This window comes from Streptomyces sp. NPDC050988, assembly GCF_044456225.1.
Taxonomy (GTDB): domain Bacteria; phylum Actinomycetota; class Actinomycetes; order Streptomycetales; family Streptomycetaceae; genus Streptomyces.
Map to the genome: position 1 here is coordinate 32,582 of NZ_JBITFQ010000030.1, position 16,674 is coordinate 49,255.

At 71.3% G+C, this 16,674-nt stretch carries 14 protein-coding genes; 3 read left to right on the plus strand and 11 right to left on the minus strand.

Annotation, left to right across the window (positions count from 1 at the left end):
• Positions 1-159: 159 nt before the first annotated feature.
• Positions 160-717, minus strand: a complete 558-nt coding sequence (locus tag ACIBEI_RS39535; RefSeq protein WP_398895468.1) for an FHA domain-containing protein — start codon at positions 715-717, stop codon at positions 160-162.
• Between the two features lie 181 nt (positions 718-898).
• Here ACIBEI_RS39535 and treZ point away from each other — a divergent pair, with 181 nt between their 5' ends.
• Complete coding sequence (treZ, locus tag ACIBEI_RS39540; RefSeq protein WP_398895470.1) at positions 899-2,644, plus strand: malto-oligosyltrehalose trehalohydrolase; 1,746 nt, start codon at positions 899-901, stop codon at positions 2,642-2,644.
• Positions 2,645-2,759: 115 nt separating this feature from the next.
• Here treZ and ACIBEI_RS39545 read toward each other — a convergent pair whose 3' ends face one another.
• The 3 genes from ACIBEI_RS39545 to ACIBEI_RS39555 form a co-directional block, all read right to left on the minus strand.
• Positions 2,760-3,689, minus strand: a complete 930-nt coding sequence (locus ACIBEI_RS39545; RefSeq protein ID WP_398895471.1) for an aminoglycoside phosphotransferase family protein — start codon at positions 3,687-3,689, stop codon at positions 2,760-2,762.
• Positions 3,690-3,741: 52 nt separating this feature from the next.
• The gene (locus ACIBEI_RS39550; RefSeq protein ID WP_398895473.1) at positions 3,742-4,866 is read right to left on the minus strand and encodes an aminopeptidase P family protein; all 1,125 of its coding nucleotides are present in this window, start codon (positions 4,864-4,866) and stop codon (positions 3,742-3,744) included.
• A gap of 109 nt (positions 4,867-4,975) precedes the next feature.
• A complete protein-coding gene (locus ACIBEI_RS39555) occupies positions 4,976-5,599 on the minus strand; it encodes a LysE family translocator (protein WP_398895475.1) in 624 nt (207 codons plus the stop codon).
• A 131-nt stretch (positions 5,600-5,730) separates the two neighbouring features.
• On the opposite strand from ACIBEI_RS39555, the gene ACIBEI_RS39560 reads away from it, so the two are divergent.
• Positions 5,731-6,483 carry a phosphodiesterase gene (locus tag ACIBEI_RS39560; protein ID WP_398895476.1) on the plus strand — a complete coding sequence of 251 codons (753 nt, stop codon included), beginning with the start codon at positions 5,731-5,733 and terminating at the stop codon, positions 6,481-6,483.
• Between the two features lie 86 nt (positions 6,484-6,569).
• On the opposite strand, the gene ACIBEI_RS39565 is transcribed toward ACIBEI_RS39560, so the two are convergent.
• Both ACIBEI_RS39565 and cyc2 read right to left on the minus strand, forming a co-directional pair.
• Positions 6,570-7,229, minus strand: coding sequence for a PDZ domain-containing protein (locus ACIBEI_RS39565; protein ID WP_398895478.1), 660 nt, complete (start codon positions 7,227-7,229; stop codon positions 6,570-6,572).
• Positions 7,230-7,312: 83 nt separating this feature from the next.
• Positions 7,313-9,499 (minus strand): germacradienol/geosmin synthase Cyc2, encoded by a 2,187-nt coding sequence (gene cyc2 / locus ACIBEI_RS39570; protein ID WP_398895480.1) that lies wholly within the window; start codon positions 9,497-9,499, stop codon positions 7,313-7,315.
• Positions 9,500-9,831: 332 nt separating this feature from the next.
• Here cyc2 and ACIBEI_RS39575 point away from each other — a divergent pair, with 332 nt between their 5' ends.
• The gene (locus tag ACIBEI_RS39575; protein ID WP_398895482.1) at positions 9,832-11,094 is read left to right on the plus strand and encodes an endonuclease/exonuclease/phosphatase family protein; all 1,263 of its coding nucleotides are present in this window, start codon (positions 9,832-9,834) and stop codon (positions 11,092-11,094) included.
• A 247-nt stretch (positions 11,095-11,341) separates the two neighbouring features.
• On the opposite strand, the gene ACIBEI_RS39580 is transcribed toward ACIBEI_RS39575, so the two are convergent.
• From ACIBEI_RS39580 to ACIBEI_RS39600, 5 genes are all read right to left on the minus strand, one after another.
• A complete protein-coding gene (locus ACIBEI_RS39580; protein ID WP_398895483.1) occupies positions 11,342-12,088 on the minus strand; it encodes an ABC transporter ATP-binding protein in 747 nt (248 codons plus the stop codon).
• Positions 12,089-12,097: 9 nt separating this feature from the next.
• Positions 12,098-13,819, minus strand: coding sequence for a benzoylformate decarboxylase (mdlC, locus tag ACIBEI_RS39585; protein WP_398895484.1), 1,722 nt, complete (start codon positions 13,817-13,819; stop codon positions 12,098-12,100).
• The gene (locus tag ACIBEI_RS39590) at positions 13,816-14,607 is read right to left on the minus strand and encodes an ABC transporter permease (protein WP_398895486.1); all 792 of its coding nucleotides are present in this window, start codon (positions 14,605-14,607) and stop codon (positions 13,816-13,818) included. Before ACIBEI_RS39590 ends, mdlC begins: the two co-directional genes overlap by 4 nt.
• Before the next feature lie 256 nt (positions 14,608-14,863).
• A complete protein-coding gene (locus ACIBEI_RS39595; protein WP_398895488.1) occupies positions 14,864-15,652 on the minus strand; it encodes an ABC transporter permease in 789 nt (262 codons plus the stop codon).
• Positions 15,653-15,657: 5 nt separating this feature from the next.
• On the minus strand, positions 15,658-16,647 hold the full coding sequence (locus tag ACIBEI_RS39600; protein ID WP_398895489.1) for an ABC transporter substrate-binding protein: 990 nt from the start codon (positions 16,645-16,647) through the stop codon (positions 15,658-15,660).
• Positions 16,648-16,674 lie beyond the last annotated feature (27 nt).

The following is a 16,674-nucleotide window of genomic DNA, read 5'->3' on the forward strand; positions in this document are numbered from 1 at the left end:
CACCACGACACGGCCGAAACGTTCACATCAGTCGGGGCGACCCGGTGGAGGCTTCAACTCCGCGCCCTTCAGGGGCGCGGGGAACTGCGCGACCAGCCACAACGAACCCGCAGCCGACGAACCCGCAGCTGCAGGACCACCCTCCCGCACAGCGAAGCGTCAGTCCGCGGCGAGCCGAAACGCCATCCGCCCAAAACTGACCTGGTCCCCGACCTGGACGACGGCGGCCCCGATCACCCGCCGCCCGTTCACGGACGTGCCATTGGTCGAGCCCAGATCCCGCAGCACCCACATACCGCCCTGGCGGGTGAGTTCGGCGTGCACCCGGGACACCGTCTCGTGGCTGAGCCGCAGACCGCTGGCCGGGTCGCGGCCGATACGCAGCGGGTACCGGTTCTCCGGCCGGGGCAGCAGCAGCTTGGGAAGCTTCTCGGCCTGCCACGCCCTGCGCAGCCGCACGGTGAAGCCGGAGACCGCCTCGACCGCGCCGAAGAGCACCCGCGACCAACGGCTCTCCGTCCGCAGGTCGGCGGTGAGCGCGGCAAGTTCGTCCAAGGTGCGGGCGGCGAAGGCGAGTTCCATCCGCAGTACGAACGTGTCGTGCGAGAGCCTTCCCAGGGCGACGCCCTCCCGCAGCACCCTCAGCGCCCGGTCGCGCTCGGCGTCCGACAACCGCGCGGGAGCGGGATAGGTGTGGAACTCGGAGGACGACGTCACGGAGCCGATTGTCTGGCAGCGCGGCCGGAGTGTCCAGAAAACACAGCACTTCAGAGGAGCACCTACGTCGGATCCAGTCCTTTCATGTCGTTCGATCCGGAGGATTCAAAGGTGAATTGATCTCGTTTGACGCACCATGGGACCGGCGACGTCACGGTGAGCAGACGAGGGAGAACCGTCCGTGCAGTTCGAGGTGTGGGCACCACAGGCCGACCGCATGACGCTCCACTGCGCGGACACCACGCGCGCGCTGGAGCCCGATCCGGAGCGCGTGGGGTGGTGGACGGGAGAGGCCGAGGCGCAGGACGGCACGCGGTACGGGTTCGCGGTCGACGACGGCCCCGTACTGCCCGATCCGCGCTCGCGCAGGCAGCCGGACGGGCCCGACGGGCTGAGCGCGGTCGTCGACCACGAGCGGTACGCGTGGCGTACGGAGTGGGCGGGGCGCGGGCTGCCGGGCGCCGTGCTGTACGAGCTGCACGTGGGCACGTACACGCGCGAGGGAACCCTGGACGCGGCCGCCGAGCGACTCGGGCATCTGGTGGAACTGGGCGTGACGCACGTCGAGTTGATGCCGCTGTGCCCGTTCCCGGGGCGGCACGGCTGGGGGTACGAGGGGGTGTCGCTGTGGGCCGTGCACGAGCCGTACGGCGGCCCCGAGGCGCTGAAGCGCTTTGTCGACCGGGCACACGAGCTGGGGCTCGGTGTCGTCCTGGACGTCGTGCACAACCACCTGGGGCCGTCCGGCAACTACCTGCCGGCCTTCGGACCGTACTTCACGGAGACGCACCACACGCCCTGGGGCGCCGCCGTGAACCTGGACGCGCCCGGCTCGGACGAGGTGCGGGCGTTCCTGCTCGGCAGCGCGCTGGCCTGGCTGCGCGACTACCGGTTCGACGGGCTGCGGCTGGACGCCGTGCACGCGCTGCGCGACACGCGCGCGTGTCACTTCCTGGAGGAACTGTCGGCCGCCGTGGACGCGTTCGCCGGGGAGCAGGGCCGTCCGCTGTTCCTCATCGCCGAGTCGGATCTGGCGGACCCACGGATCATCACGCCCCGCAAGGAGAACGGGCTCGGGCTGCACGCGCAGTGGAACGACGACTTCCACCACGCGCTGCACACCGCGCTGACCGGTGAGGCGCAGGGCTACTACGCGGACTTCGGCCGGTCCCCGCTCGCGTCGGTCGCGAAGACGCTGACGGCCGGCTTCTTCCACGACGGTACGTACTCGAGTTTCCGCGGTCGCCGGCACGGCCGCCCGCTGGACCTCACGAAGGTCTCCGCACACCGCCTCCTGGGGTACGCGCAGACGCACGACCAGATCGGCAACCGCGCCCAGGGCGACCGGCTCTCGGCCTCTCTCTCCCCCGGCCTGCTGGCCTGCGCGGCCGCGCTGACGCTGACCGGACCGTTCACGCCGATGCTGTTCATGGGCGAGGAGTGGGCGGCGGGCACGCCCTGGCAGTTCTTCACTGACCACACGGATCCCGAGCTGGCGGAGGCCGTACGCCGGGGCAGGCGGCGGGAGTTCGCGGCGCACGGGTGGGCCGAGGAGGACGTCCCGGACCCGCAGGACCCCGCCACCCGTGACCGCTCCTGCCTGGACTGGTCCGAACCGGAGAACGGGCTCCACGCGCGCGTGCTCGACTGGTACCGCGAACTCATCGCCCTGCGGCACACCCAGCCGGACCTCTCCGACCCCGACCTCGCGGACGTCAAGGTCGCCTACGACGAGCGCACCCGCTGGCTCGCCTTCCGCCGCGGTGACGTCCGGGTGGCCGTGAACCTCGGCAAGGACCCCGCGGAGATCCCCCTCGGCACCCGTCCCGCGCGCGTACTGGCGGCATGGGAGCCGGTGGAGGTTCCGGGCGCGGACGGGGTGCTCAGCCTGCCGGGCGAGTCGTGTGTGGTGCTGCTGCAGGGGTGACGAGGGTGTGGCGGGCGGGGTGCCGGCGGGGATGATGTCGCCCGGCGCCGGGCGCGCGTAAACGCTTGCGCAAGCGTTTACGCGCGCCGCCCTCGGCCCACCTTTCGGGCTGCCCCTAGAGCGTCTCGTCCGTCTCGTCCCGCAGTTCCGTGACCCGTTCCAGCAGGATCGCCTCCCAGGAGCGTCGCAGTTGGGAGCGGAGAAGCGGCAAGGGGTCGTTGTCGTGACTGCGGAGGTGGTCGGCGAGGCGCGTGAGGGTGTCGCAGCGGGCGAGCCACAGGCCGCGCAGACAGGGGCGGGCGCCGTAGCCGGCGAGGGTGGCCGCGCGGACGGCGGCGGGCGCGCCGACTGCGAGGGCGAGGCCCGCGATGTCCTCGGCCGGGTCGCCGACCACCGCGTCGGTCCAGTCGAGCACGCCGCGTACGCGACCGTCGGCGCTGACCACGAGGTGCTCGCCCTTGAGGTTGTGGTGGACGAGGAAGGCGGCGCCGGGCTGCGCGGCGAGCTGGCCGGCCGCGGGCGCGGTCAGCTGCTGGAGCCGGGCGGGGTCGAACTCGTCGGCGGCACCCAGTTGTTCGGCGGCGCGCTCGGCGGCGGTCCGGAGCACTTCGAGGGACCGGGGCGCGGCCCTGGGCACACCGAGCGCCTCGGCCTGGCGCACCGGCACCTCCCGCAGCCCCGTGAGCAGTCCCGCCAGATCGGCCTCGCCCACGGCGGAGACGTCCTGCCGCTCGCCGGAGCCGCCCGGGATCAGCGTGTCGAGCGTGTACGTCAGGCCGCTCGCCCACTCGCCGTGCGCGATGCTCACCGGCACCGAGACGCCGATGTGGGGGCGCACCAGGTCGCGCAGTCGCAGTTCGCGCCGTCGGCGCAGCGAGGCCTCGCGGTCCGGGGCGAGGCGCAGCACATGGCGTGCGCCCACGAACCAGGTGGAGTGCTCGCCGCCCTCGGCGACGGGCCGGATCTCGGGTCCGCCGCCGTCCGGGAGGAGGGAGCGGACGAGGCGTCGCACGGTGTCCGCGGTGGGTGTCGCTGCCTGGGTCATGGTCGCGCCGTCTGCCGTTCGGGTCCGGGGTCCGGGGTCTCCTGAGGGGTGGTCAGTGCACGACGGCCATCTCCCGGGAGGTGTTGTTGAGGCGGCGTCCGCCGTCCTCGGTGACCGTCACGATGTCCTCTATGCGTACTCCGAAACGGCCCGGCAGATAGATTCCGGGCTCTACGGAGAAGCACATCCCGGGCACGAGCGGCTGCTCCTCGCCCTCGATCATGTAGGGCGGTTCATGGGTGGTGACGCCGATGCCGTGCCCGGTGCGATGGATGAAGCGGTCGCCGTAACCGGCCTCGGTGATGTGCGCGCGGGCGACCCGGTCGACGTCCTGGCAGGCTATGCCCGGCCGTACGGCCCGGAACGCCGCCTCCTGGGCCTCGCGGACGACGTCGTGGACCCGCCGCTCCTCGGCGCTCGGCTCGCCGACGTGCACGGTGCGGGAGGTGTCGGAGCCGTAGCCGTGCTTCAGCCCGCCGAAGTCGAGGACGACCGTGTCGCCGTTCTCGATGACGCGTTCGCCCGCCTCGTGGTGCGGGTTGGCGCCGTTCGGTCCCGACCCGACGACCGTGAAGTCCACCTGTGAGTGCCCGAACCGCCGCAGCAGGTCGGCGAGATCACCGGCGACCTCCGACTCGCGGCGGCCGGCGAAGGAGACCTTGAGGATCTCCTCGTACGTCGCGTCCGCGGCCTCTCCCGCAGCCGCCAGCCGTTCCAGTTCCGCCGCGTCCTTGACGGCCCGGAGCATCGGCAGCCCTTCGGTGAGGGAGACGTACGAGGTGCCGGGCAGCGCCTTCTGGAGGCCGAGCAGGTGCAGCGCCCAGGCGTTGTCGCTGACGCCGAAGCTGCCCGCGGCGTCGAGGAGCGGGGCCGTCGTCGCGTACGGGTCCTTGCCGTCGGTCCAGTCGCGCAGGGTCAGCGCGGGCGCGCCCGCCGCCTTCTCGGCGTCCGGGGCCTCCAGGGTGGGCACGACGAGTACGGGGTCCTGTCCGGCGACGAGCACCAGCAGGGTGAGCCGCTCGGTGGCCGCGGGCGGCGCGTAGCCGGTGAGCCAGACGAGGTCGGGTCCTGGCGCGACCAGCACCCCGGCGAGCCCCGCGTCGGCGGCGGCCCGTGCGGCGCGCTCCATCCGTGCCTGGTAGTCGTCGGCGGTGAAGGGCGCGGGCGTGCCGGTCATCCGGGCCTCCGTGGTTCAAAAGGGGCTACGGGCAGCATCCTGCCCGGACAGCGGGGGCGGCGCGAGCCGGTCACCACTACTTTCGCGACAGCGTCCTGCCGTGACGGCATCAGCCCTCCAGGGCGAGGCGGGCGCCGAGGAGCAGCAGCACTCCTCCGGAGACCTGTTCCAGCCTGCGCCGTACTCCGGCCCGGGACAGCACGGTCTTCATCCGGCCGACGAACCAGACGTACAGGCTGTAGTAGCCGATCTCGTAGACCGCCCAGAGGGCGGCGAGCCCGACCATGGTGGGCAGGTGCGGGGCGCCCTCCGGCACGAACTGCGGGAGGAAGGACATCGCGAAGATCGCCGCCTTGGGGTTGGCGAGGTTGATCAGCAGCCCGGTCCGGTAGGAGGCCCAGCCGCTCTTCCCACCGCCGTCGCCCAGGCCGTCGTCCGCCGCCCGCTTGGCGCGCCGCGCCTGCCACAGCATCTGTACGCCGAAGACGACCAGCACGACAGCGCCCACGACGCGCATCACGTCGTACGCCATTTCGGAGGCGGCGAGCAGTGCGGTGAGGCCGCACGCGGCGACGACTCCCCACACGAAGACGCCGGTCTCGTTGCCCAGCACCGTCAGGAATCCGGAACGCCTGCTCTGCAGGGACTGCCTGATGATCAGCACCGTGCTCGGCCCGGGCGAGGCGGCGATCAAGGTGCAGGCGCCGAGGAAGGCGAGGAGGGTGCTCAGCATGGGGCCCATCGTGGCCCGGTGGAGGGGGCGCGGCCAAGACATTTAACGATCCTCGGTTGCCCAACCATTAGCTCTAATGCTTGGATGAACCCAAGCCATTAGATGGCCATCCAGGGGAGGCGGAATCCACCATGCTCGTGCTCGCACACATCAGCGACCTTCATCTCGACGGGACCGGGCGGGCGACGGAGCGCGCCGAGCGGGTGCGGGACCGGCTGTGGGAGCTGCCGGGCCCGGTGGACGCCCTACTGGTCACTGGGGACATCGCGGACCACGGGACGGAGGCCGAGTACGAGGAGGCCGCGCGCGTCCTGGGGCTGCGCGACCGCGGCGCCCCCTTCCCCGTACTGACGTGTCCAGGCAACCACGACAGCCGCGCGCCCTACCGCAAGGCGCTGCTCGGCGAACCGGCGGGCGACGGGCCGGTCAACAGCGTGCGGGTCTTCGACGACGCGGCCGTCCTGATGTGCGACTCCAGCGTGCCGGGCAGCGACGAGGGCGAGCTGGACGAGGAGACGTACGCCTGGATCGAGGAGACGCTCGACGGACTCGACGGGCTGCCCGCGCTGCTCGCCTTCCACCATCCGCCGGTGGCGCTGCACCATCCGCTGCCGGACGCCTATCAGTTGCGCCGGCCGTCGGCGCTGGCCGCACTGCTGGAGCGCAGGAGTGCGGTCGCCGGGATCATCACCGGGCACGCCCACACGCCCGCGGCCACGGCGTTCGGCGGGCGGCCGCTGGTCGTCGGGCCCGGAGTGACCTGGACGCTGCGGCTGCCGTGGGAGGGCGAGGGGGCGGCGGACCGGGAGGCGCCTCCCGGGTTCGCCTTTCATGTGCTGGACGACGAGGGCCGGCTGACGAGCCACTTCAGGGTGGCCGTGTGACGGCGGGTCCGGCGTGACCGTGTGACGGCGGGTCCGGCGTGACCGTGTGACGGCGGGTCGGCGTGACCCTGTGACGGCGGGTCACGTCAGGTGACGACGCCGGGGGTCACCGACAGCTGTTGGTAGCCGCCGCTCGCGTGCCGCAGCGTGAGCGTGACCGCGGTGCCGGGGCGTGCGGCGGCGACGGCCCGCGCGAGGTCGGCGGCCGAGTCGACACGGGTCCGGCCGAAGGCGAGCAGGACGTCACCCCGTACGAGACCAGCGGTGTAGCCGGGGCCGGGGACGTGCACGCCTACGAGGAGCGCGCCGGGGCCCTTGGAGGAGTCGACGGCCTCCACGCCGAGGGTGAGCCGCTCTTCGGGTGAACCGTTCCCCGGATCCCGGGACGCATTCTTCGGCGAGGCGGAACTCCCGGTGCCTGGGGCCGACTTGGAGCCTCCCGGCCCATGCGCCGGGCCCTCCGCCTGCCCTTGCGCCGGGCCGGACGCCCCCGGCGCACCGCCCGCTTCGCCCGCCTCCCTCCGCAGGTCGGCCAGCTTGCTCATGCCGATCACCGTGGCGCCCACGGTGCCGAGGCCGATCCCCGACAGCACGAGGACCGCCCCGACGAACAGGCTGAACAACAGGGTCATGAGCCGTCGCCCGCGCCGGCGTGCGGCGTGCGGGCGGCGGGCCGGGCCGGGCGGACGGTCGCCTCCCGGTTCCCGGCCCGGCATCGGCTTGGGACGCAACGCGGTCTGTTCCATTGGTGATCGCCTCCGGCCAGAGCCCTACCCTCCGCACCGGCACGCCACGATCCTCGAACGGGTGATGCGCGGCGGCGGCCCCGTCAGAGAGCCCCGATCGACGCCCTCTGCCGACTGGCGGCGATCGGCAGGCCCGGGAGCTGTCCCGGTACGAAGCCGTGGGCGCGGCGGGCCAGGTCGGCGGCCCCGTAACGACGGCAGTCGTAGTGCCACTTCAGGATGCCGGCCATCCAGTTCTGCAGCTCGACGACATAGCCCTCCATGATCTGACGGGCCTCGTCGGAGAGCTGGAAGTCCCCGTAGAGGAGAGGGAACTCGTTGGCGGCGACATGCTGGAACTGCTTCATGCGCTGGGTCATCAGGTCATGGACGACGCCGAGTCCCGTCGGGTAGTCGCAGCCGAAGAAGTTCTGCACGACGAGGATCGCGTTGTGCACCTCTCCCTCGTACTCGATCTCCTTCTGGTACGAGAAGACGTCGTTGATGAGCATCCCGTAGTCGATCGCGGCGTTCTCCAGCGAACGGACCGGACCGCTGCGGTAGACCTCGGGAGGCACCGCCGGGCCGTGGCCCAGGCGGCACAGGCTCTTGGTGAGGTCGGAGCCGAAGGTGGCGCGGCGCATCTCCAGATAGTCGACGGGGTCGGGGATGCGGTTCTGCAACTGGTTGGACAGCTCCCACACCCAGCTCTCGGTCATCACGTCCACCGAGGCCCGGAAGGTGCGGCGCGCCTCCAGGGGCATCGTGACCGTCGTACGCCGCCACAGGTCGGCGAGGGCCCGCTCCATCGCGTTGGCCGGGGGCGGGATCTCCTCGCCCGCGAGGGGCATACAGGCGGAGAGCCGATCGGTGCACAGCTTCGCCGCGGCCACGTCACGCCGGTGCCCGAACACCATCGGGTAGTAGTCGTCGCCGTACGTCCCCCACACGAGCCACTGCGCGCTGAGGTCCAGCGCCTCCGGCGTACCGTCGGGATCGAGGCCGGCCGAGCACAGCGGCAGGTCGTACGCGACGAGCTTGTCCTCGTCCCAGACGCCCTCCGACAGGATGCCCATGCTGTGCGACCACGGAATGATGCGCTGTCGCGCCCCGTCCAGATCGGCGTTCAGCCGGACCTGGAACGGCATGTGGAAGTCGGGGAGTTGGGACGGTCCCACCTTCTGGTACGGGACATGGGTGTACGCGCGCAGCCGCTCGTCACCGGCGGCGGCGAGCAGCGCCCCCACGTCGGCGGCGGAGGTGCCCGGGCCCGTGAGGCCGGTCAGCGGTGAGGTCGCGAGAGCCCCCTCGTTCATGTAGCGGCTCGACCGCAGATGCCACTCGTGGCCGCCCGACTGCCAGTCCTGCAGTCCCTGTGCGTACGCGCCGATCGCCCGGACCTCGTCCGGTGTGAGGCCCTTGTCCAGGGCCAGCGCGGGCACTTCGGTGAGCGCCGTGTGCTCGAACTGGTGCAGCCGCGAGGTGAGGATGTCGTTCACGGTGTCGGCGGCCTGCTGGGTGGTGCAGCCGAAGAAGGTCTCCAGGACGAGCACGCCGTTGCTCAACTCGCCCTCGTCCTCGACCTCCCGCTGGTACGAGAAGAGGTCGTTGCGCAGGTGCACGGCGTCGGAGAACGTCTCCATGAGCACGCGCAACGGCCGGGTTCCGGCGACGGGTTCGGGGATCTCGGCCGTCGCGAACTCCACGAGCCCCGCCGACCAGGGGGCGCCGCCGACCTTGCGGCGCATCTCGATGTACTCGACGGGGTTGGCGATCCGCCCCTCGTTGATGTTGGACAGCTCCCACATCGACTCGTTGAGCAGATGCTCGGTGGACTCGGCGAACCGCTTGCGCCAGCCCAGGGACATCGAGGGAACCGTGCGCGCCCACAGGTCGGCGAGTCCGGCCTCGACGGGATTGCGCGGCTCCGGCACAGGTGTCGACAGGTCGAGCGGCATGAAGAGCGGGAGCCGGTCCAGGTACTCCTTGCCGCCGGAGCGGTCCTGGCTGCGCTTGAACGTCTCCAGGAAGTGGTCGTCGAAGAAGAAGACCCACACGTACCAGTCGGTGATGAGCGAGAGGGCCGGCCCGTCGCACTCCGGATGCGTGTACGCGCACAACAGGCCGTAGTCGTGCGCGTCGAGGTCGGCCTGCTCCCAGATACCGGAGCCCTCCAGCATGCCCATACCGCGCGCCCACTCGCTCGAATGGGCGCGCGCCTCGTCGAGATGCGGGTTCAGCCGCGCGGGATACGGCATGTAGAAGTGCGGGAGTTCGAACGGCTGCGTCATGGCCCGGCCCTACCCGCGGCCTCCCACGGGCATCCGTACGGCGGCACATGATCGCACCATCGCGTGAACGGATGAGTGTCGGGAGGCGGTTCGGGGAAAGGTGTGCTGTCCTGCGCCCTGCGAGCGCCCGGTGCAATGCCCTGCGGGCCGGCACCGGAGCACGTGCGATGAACCCGTACGACGTGCGTACACCAGGGCGTCGGCCGTCCGAAAGCCCCGCTTCACCGCCGTCCGTGAGTCCCCGGCAGACCCTTGTGCCACCCGCGTCTACGCGCGCAGACTACGGGAGTTCACGTGCCCTCCTCGTCTCTCCTCCCTCCCCCGGAGTACCGATGAACCACCCCAGACCGCACCGCCCGTCGTTCTCGCGCCGTGCCGCGCTCGCCGGTCTCACCGGAGCCGCCCTGGCCGGCACGACGGCGTTCGACGCCTCCGCCAACGCGAACTCGCACCGACGCGCCGTCCGCTTCGCCACCTTCAACGCCTCGCTGAACCGCGGCACTCAGGGCGCCCTCGTCACGGACCTGTCCACGCCGGACAACCAGCAGGCCCGCAACGTCGCCGAGACCATCCAGCGGGTCGACCCGGACGTTCTGCTGATCAACGAGTTCGACTACGACGAGGACGGCACCGCGGTCCGGCTGTTCCTCCGCAACTACCTCGCCGTGGGCCAGAACGGCGCGAAGCCGGTGCGTTTCCCGTACCGCTTCACCGCGCCCGTCAACACCGGTGTCGCCTCCGGGGTGGACCTCGACGGCAAGAACGGCGCCGTCACCACGCCGGGTTCCGACGCGTACGGGCAGGACGCCTTCGGGTACGGCTGGTTCCCCGGCCAGTACGGCATGGCCGTCCTCTCCAAGTATCCGATCGACGTCCGGGCGGCCCGTACCTTCCAGCACTTCCTGTGGAAGGACATGCCGGGCAACGTCATGCCGGAGGGCTACTACAGCGCGGAGGCCACGGCGATCCTGCGGCTGTCCTCCAAGAGCCACTGGGACCTGCCGATCCGGCTCGGCCACGGTTCCTCCTCCACCGTGCACTTCCTCGTCTCGCATCCGACTCCGCCCACCTTCGACGGGGCCGAGGACCGCAACGGGCGGCGCAACCACGACGAGATCCGGCTGTGGGCGGACTACATCGGGGGGCGGCGGCGTGGGGCGTACCTGTACGACGACCGGGGTGTACGGGGCGGTCTGCGGGCCGGGGCCCGTTTCGTGATCGCGGGTGATCTGAACGCCGATCCGTTCGACGGGGACAGCTACGACAACGCGGTGCGGCAGTTGCTGGACCACTCGGCCGTGCGGTTGCCCGGCGTGCCGCCCGCCTCTCGTGGTGGCGTGGAGGCCTCCCGTCTCCAAGGGGGTGCGAATGCCTCGCATGTCGGGAAGCCCGCGTATGACACGGCGGACTTCGGTGACACCGCGCCCGGGAACCTCCGGGTCGACCATGTCATTCCGTCGCGTGGTCTGACGGCGGTCGGCAACGGTGTCTTCTGGCCCACGTCCGACGATCCGCTCTACCGTCTGGTCGGCAACGGGACGGTGGTCCCGACGTCGGACCACCGGATGGTCTGGCAGGACGTACGGCTGGGTTGACCGGGTCTTTTTTCGCCCCCGCCGCCCCTACCCATTCCCGTCCCTGACTCAGGGGCTCCGCCCCCGAACCCCCAAAAGATTGCGCAGTTCCCCGCGCCCCTAGGTCGGTCTTCAGGGGCGCGGGGAACTGCGCGACAAGCCCCCACCGGCCCGCACCCCGACAACGCACCCCACGGGGCCTGGGGCGGAGCCCCAGAAGGATGGGACGGGTAGGGGCGGCGGGGGCGAGGAAAAAGCCCGCCCCCCTTCAGCCCCGTACCGCCCTCCCCACCTCCGCCCGCAACGCCACGAACTCCGGCAACCCCCGCGTCGCGATCTGGTCGCGCTTGCCGGGCAAGGTGACCGGGAGGTCGAGGACGATCCGGGAACCGGGGCCGGAGGACAGGACGACCACGCGGTCTCCGACGTACACGCTCTCGTCGATGTCGTGCGTGACGAACACGATCGTCGGCCCCTCGGCCTGGTGGACTTCGAGGAGGAGGTCCTCGAGGTCCTCGCGGGTCTGGGCGTCGAGGGAGCCGAAGGGCTCGTCCATGAGGAGGAGGGAGGGGCGGCAGACCAGGGCGCGGGCGATCGCGACACGCTGCTGCATACCTCCGGAGAGCTGCCAGGGATGACGGCGACCCGCACCGGGGAGCCCCACCCGTTCCAGCATCCGCTCGGCCTCGTCCCGCCGCTCGGCCCGACCGAGCCCCCGCCGTCGCAGGGGGAGGGCGACGTTCTCCCGGACGGACAACCAGGGGAAGAGCGACCGCCCGTAGTCCTGGAAGACGACGGCGAGCCGCTCGGGCACACCGGTGACGGGCTCCCCGTCGACGCTGACGGTTCCCTCCCGCGCGGGCCGCAGCCCCGCGATGGTGCGGAGCAGCGTCGACTTGCCGCACCCGGACGGCCCGACGACACACAGGAGTTGGCCGTCGGGGACGGTGAGCGTGATGTCGTGCAGGACGGGATGGTCGCCGTACCGCTGGCCGAGCGAGTCGAGACGGAGCATGCGGGGCGGTCACCTGTCCCTGGAGTCGGAGTCGAACGCGCCGTCGTCGACCCGGACATGGAGCAGGAAGGGCCCGTCCTCGTCACCGTGGCCGGTCAGCGCACGGTCGAGTGCGGCGGGGAGGCCGGCGGACTCCTCCACGTACGCCGCCGGGCAGCCGAAGCCCGTCGCGACCCGGGAGAAATCGATGCCTCCGATGTCCGTGCCGGGCACGTGTGCGATGTCGATGCGGCGGCCGAGTGCGCGTACGGCGGCGTATCCGCCGTTGTCGAGGAGGACGTACGTGACGGGCACCCGGTGGCGCGCGGCGGTCCACAGGGCCTGTACGGAGTACATCGCCGAGCCGTCGCCGACAAGGCACACCACCCGCCGCCGGTCGGCCAGCGCGCGCCCCACGGCGAGCGGCAGCCCCCAGCCGAGCGCCCCGCTGCCGGTGGTGAGGAACCCGCCCGCCGATTCGATGCGCACGCGCGCGTGGAGCGCTTCGCGATGGCTGGGTGTCTCCTCCACGAGGACACGGTCGCGGGGCAGCCGCTCCTGGAGCAGGTCGAGTACGAGTTCCGGCGTGATCGGGCCGTCGCCGGGGGCGCGGGCGGGGAGGGGTGCCGGGCGGGAGGGCGGTGGCTTGCGGTCCGACTCCCGCACCAGCGCGGCTAGTTGGCCGACGGCCGGCTTCAGCGTCGTGACGATGCTCGTTCCCGTCGGCAGCCAGGCCGCCTGCCCCGGGTCGCAGTCGAGGTGGAAGAGCTCGGTACGCGCGGGCAGCGGCGGGCTCTCCGTGTAGAAGTGGTACGTGAACAGGGGCGCGCCCAGGGCCACCACCACGTCGTACGCCTCCAGGCAGGCCGCCAGCCGGTCGGCCGCCGGCGGCAGGAACCCCTGGAAGAGCGGATGCGACTCGGGGAAACCGGAGCGGCCGGACATCGGGCTGATCCATACGGCGGCGCGGGTGCGTTCGGCGAGGACGCGGACCTCGGCGGTCGCCTGCTCGTCGTCGACTCCGGGACCGACGACCAGCGCGGGTCGCTCGCAGGTGTCCAGGCGTGTCGCCAGGGCGGACAGGGCGCTCGTGTCGGCGGTGAACGTGCCGTGCAGCGTGCGCGGTTCGACGTGCGCGGCCGGCCGGTCCCAGTCGTCCTCGGGGACGGACACGAAGACGGGGCCGCGCGGATGCGACATGGCGAGGCGGTGGGCCTCGGCGAGCACGGCGGGTACGTCGGCCGCGCGGTCCGGCTGACGGCTCGACTTCACGTACGGGCGCGGGAACTGTACGGGGTCGTCGGCTCCGAGGAACGGCCTCAGCTGGGTCAGGGCGCGCGACTGCTGGCCGGCCAGGACCACGAGGGGCACGCGGTCGCGGTACGCGTTGAAGACGGCGCCCAGGGCGTGGCCCACTCCGCCCGCCGAGTGGAGGCTGACGAGAGCCGCGCGGCCTGTGCCCAGTGCGTGTCCTGCCGCCATGCCCACGGCCACGGATTCCTGTAGTCCCAACACATAGGTGAAGTCTTCGGGCCAGTCGCGGAACATACGCAGTTCCGTGGAGCCCGGGTTGCCGAAGACGGTGGTCATGCCGGTGTCCCGGCATAGCCGGATGACCGCTTCCAGGACGGTGACGTTCTCCGCCGCACGGCCCGGTCCCGCGTCCGGCTTCGCCCCCCGCTCCGGCTTCGGCTTCGGCTTCGGCATCGGCTTCGGCTTCGGCTTCGGCTTCGGCTTCGGCTTCGGCGTCATGCAGGCCTCCCTTTGCCCAGCAGTCGCTTCTCGACCGCCAACAGGCCGGTGTTGAGTACGTATCCGAGTGCGCCGAGCAGCACCAGCGCGGCCCACACGGTGAGCAGGTCGGAGCGCGACTGGGCGTCGGTGAGTGTGAAGCCGATGCCGTTCGCCGTACCGGGCAGCAGCTCCGAGAAGACCATCAGGATGAGGGAGAGCGAGAGGCTCAGGCGCAGGCCCGCGAAGATGCGGGGCAGGGCCGAGGGCAGGAACAGGAGCCAGAGTCGTTCTGCCGTGGTGAGGCGTAGTACGGCTGCCACGTCGATGCGGAGGGGGTCGGTGTTGCGGGCGCCCTCCGCCGTGTTGATCAGTACGGGCCAGATGGCGCTGAAGACGATCGACGCGAGTTGCATCTGGGTGCCGAAGTCGAAGATCACGACGAAGACGGGGACCAGGGCCGGGGGTGGGATGGCTCGGGCGAACTGGAGGACCGGGTTGCAGAGGGCGTAGGCGCGGTGGGAGCGGCCCAGGGCTGTGCCCAGGGCGATTCCCGCGGCTGCGGCCAGGGCGAAGCCTGTGGTCATGCGGGCGAGGCTGGGGAGGATGTTCTCGGTGGCCTCCGGGGTGAGGAAGGCGTGGGTGGGCGGGCCCGAGAACCACAGGTCGTGGGTGTGGCGGGCGATTTCCGAGGGTGGCGGGAAGTAGACGCTGGTGTGGGTGCGGGTGGCGAGTTGCCACCCGCCGATGGCCACGGCGAGCACGCCCCACCGGAGCAGTGCGCTGCGCGCCGCCTTACCGCCCCTCATCGACCAACCTCACCGTCCTGGATCTCGCCCCCGCCGCCCCTACCCATTCCCGTCCACTGGGGCTCCGCCCCAGACCCCGTGGGTGCGATTTCGGGTGCGGGTCCGGCCGTGGCTGATCGCGCAGTTCCCCGCGCCCCTAAAGACCTAGGGGCGCGGGGAACTGCGCAGTCTTTTGGGGGTTCGGGGGCGGAGCCCCCGAGTAAGTGACGGGAATGGGTAGGGGCGGCGGGGGCGAAAAGCAAACCCCGCACCCACCTCACCGCGTCCCCCGATGCTCCGGCGTCCAAGGGAACAACCTCCGCTCTCCCCACACCAGCACGCTGTTGATGACAAGCCCCAGGGCCCCGGCCCACACCACCCCCGCCAGTACGTCCCGCGTGCCGTCCGTCGACAGGCCGGACTGGGCGATGAAGATGCCGAGGCCCTCCCCGAAACCGGCGAGGATCTCGGTGGCGACGGCGAGGACCAGGGCGACGGCGGCGGAGATGCGGAGGCCGGCGGCGATGAAGGGCGCGGTGGCGGGGAGTTCGACCCGCAGGAGTACCGAGAGACGCCCGAAGCCGAAGGCACGCAGCGTGTCCTTGGCCAGGGGATCGGTCTCACCGAGTCCGTAGACGGTGTTGAAGAGGATGGGCCAGACGGAGGCGTACGTGATCAGGGCGACCTTCGTCTCCGTACCGGAGCCCAGCAGCAGGGACACGAGAGGGATCAGCGCGACGGACGGCATGGGCCGCAGGAACTCGACGATCGCGCGCACGGCTTCGTCGACCACGGGCACGCTGCCGAGCAGCAGCCCCAGCGGTACGGCGATCGCGCAGGCGAGGCCGAGGCCGAGGGCCCAGGCCCGGACCGTGGCTCCGACCCCGTCCAGGAAGACCCGATCGCCCGCCAACTCCACCGCCCGCGCCAGGACTTCGGAGGCGGGCGGCAGATAGCTGCGGCGTACCAGCCCGGCCCGGCCGACCGCCTCGCACACGCCGAAGGCGAGCAGCACGCCGAGCGCACCGAGCAGCAGATCCTGACGACGTCTCCCCGCTCGACTCACGTGACTCACTTGACGAGCAACGTTCCCGGATCGATCGCCTTCTTCAACAGGCCCTGTTTCTCCATGAGTTCGGTGAGGCGGCGCAGCTGGGTGACGTCTGTGGTCGCCGGGTAGGCCGGCAGGCGGATCGACTCGGCCTGGTCCGCGGTCACCTTGGCGTACTTGGGCAACTCCTCGCGTACGGCGCTCTGGTCCTGTGTGGCGATCTCCGCGGCCGCCGCGATGGCCCGCTTGAAGGCCGCCGCGGTCTTCGGGTTCTCGGAGGCGTAGCCGCGGGTCGTGACGTAACCGCTGATCGGTATGGACTCCACGGGGGCGGAGCCGCCGTCGACGAGGACGCGGGCGTTCAGGTCGTTCTGGATGGCGCTGTTGAAGGGCTCGGCCGCGTGGACGGCGTCGACCTGTCCCTTCTCCAGGGCGGGTCCCATCTGCGGGAAGGCGATCTGCCGGTACTCGGGGCGGCCGGCGCCCTGTTGGTCGAGGATCGCGTTCAGGGTCAGTGACTGGATGTTGTTGAGGATGTTGACGGCGACCTTCTTGCCCTTGAGGTCTGCGACGCTCCTGATGTCCGAGTCCTGGGGCACGAGGACGTCCATCATGTGCGGCGCGACCCGCGCTCCCTCGGCGAGGATGCGGAGGTCGAGGGTGCCCTTCTCGTGGGCCTGGAGGAAGGTGACGTAGTTCGCGCTCGCGATGACGTCGACCTGCCCCTTCGACAGGGCGGGCAGTGCCTGGATGCTCTGCTGGACGGGCTGGATGCGCACGTCCAGGCCCTCCTTCTTGAACAGGCCCCGGCCCTGCGCGATGTAGAGGGGTGCGTCGTCGGCCAGTGGGAGGGCTGCGACGGTGATGCTCGACCGCTCCAGCCCGTTGCTCCCGGCGTTACTGGAATCGGAGTCGTCGGAGTCGCCGCCGCAGGCCGCCAGAGTCATCACCAGGGCGATCGCGGCGACGGTCGGTTTTCCCGTACGGATACCGGCTCGGCGCGTCAGCATGCGCGCATGATGCCCTCCACTTGACGT

Excerpts from the sequence above, each read along its gene's own strand:
- ACIBEI_RS39545 (WP_398895471.1), bottom strand. The coding sequence starts at position 3,689 with ATGACCCAGGCAGCGACACCCACCGCGGACACCGTGCGACGCCTCGTC.
- ACIBEI_RS39550 (WP_398895473.1), bottom strand. The coding sequence starts at position 4,866 with ATGACCGGCACGCCCGCGCCCTTCACCGCCGACGACTACCAGGCACGG.
- ACIBEI_RS39555 (WP_398895475.1), bottom strand. The coding sequence starts at position 5,599 with ATGCTGAGCACCCTCCTCGCCTTCCTCGGCGCCTGCACCTTGATCGCC.
- ACIBEI_RS39560 (WP_398895476.1), top strand. The coding sequence starts at position 5,731 with ATGCTCGTGCTCGCACACATCAGCGACCTTCATCTCGACGGGACCGGG.
- ACIBEI_RS39565 (WP_398895478.1), bottom strand. The coding sequence starts at position 7,229 with ATGGAACAGACCGCGTTGCGTCCCAAGCCGATGCCGGGCCGGGAACCG.
- cyc2 (WP_398895480.1), bottom strand. The coding sequence starts at position 9,499 with ATGACGCAGCCGTTCGAACTCCCGCACTTCTACATGCCGTATCCCGCG.
- ACIBEI_RS39575 (WP_398895482.1), top strand. The coding sequence starts at position 9,832 with ATGAACCACCCCAGACCGCACCGCCCGTCGTTCTCGCGCCGTGCCGCG.
- ACIBEI_RS39580 (WP_398895483.1), bottom strand. The coding sequence starts at position 12,088 with ATGCTCCGTCTCGACTCGCTCGGCCAGCGGTACGGCGACCATCCCGTC.
- mdlC (WP_398895484.1), bottom strand. The coding sequence starts at position 13,819 with ATGACGCCGAAGCCGAAGCCGAAGCCGAAGCCGAAGCCGAAGCCGATG.
- ACIBEI_RS39590 (WP_398895486.1), bottom strand. The coding sequence starts at position 14,607 with ATGAGGGGCGGTAAGGCGGCGCGCAGCGCACTGCTCCGGTGGGGCGTG.
- ACIBEI_RS39600 (WP_398895489.1), bottom strand. The coding sequence starts at position 16,647 with ATGCTGACGCGCCGAGCCGGTATCCGTACGGGAAAACCGACCGTCGCC.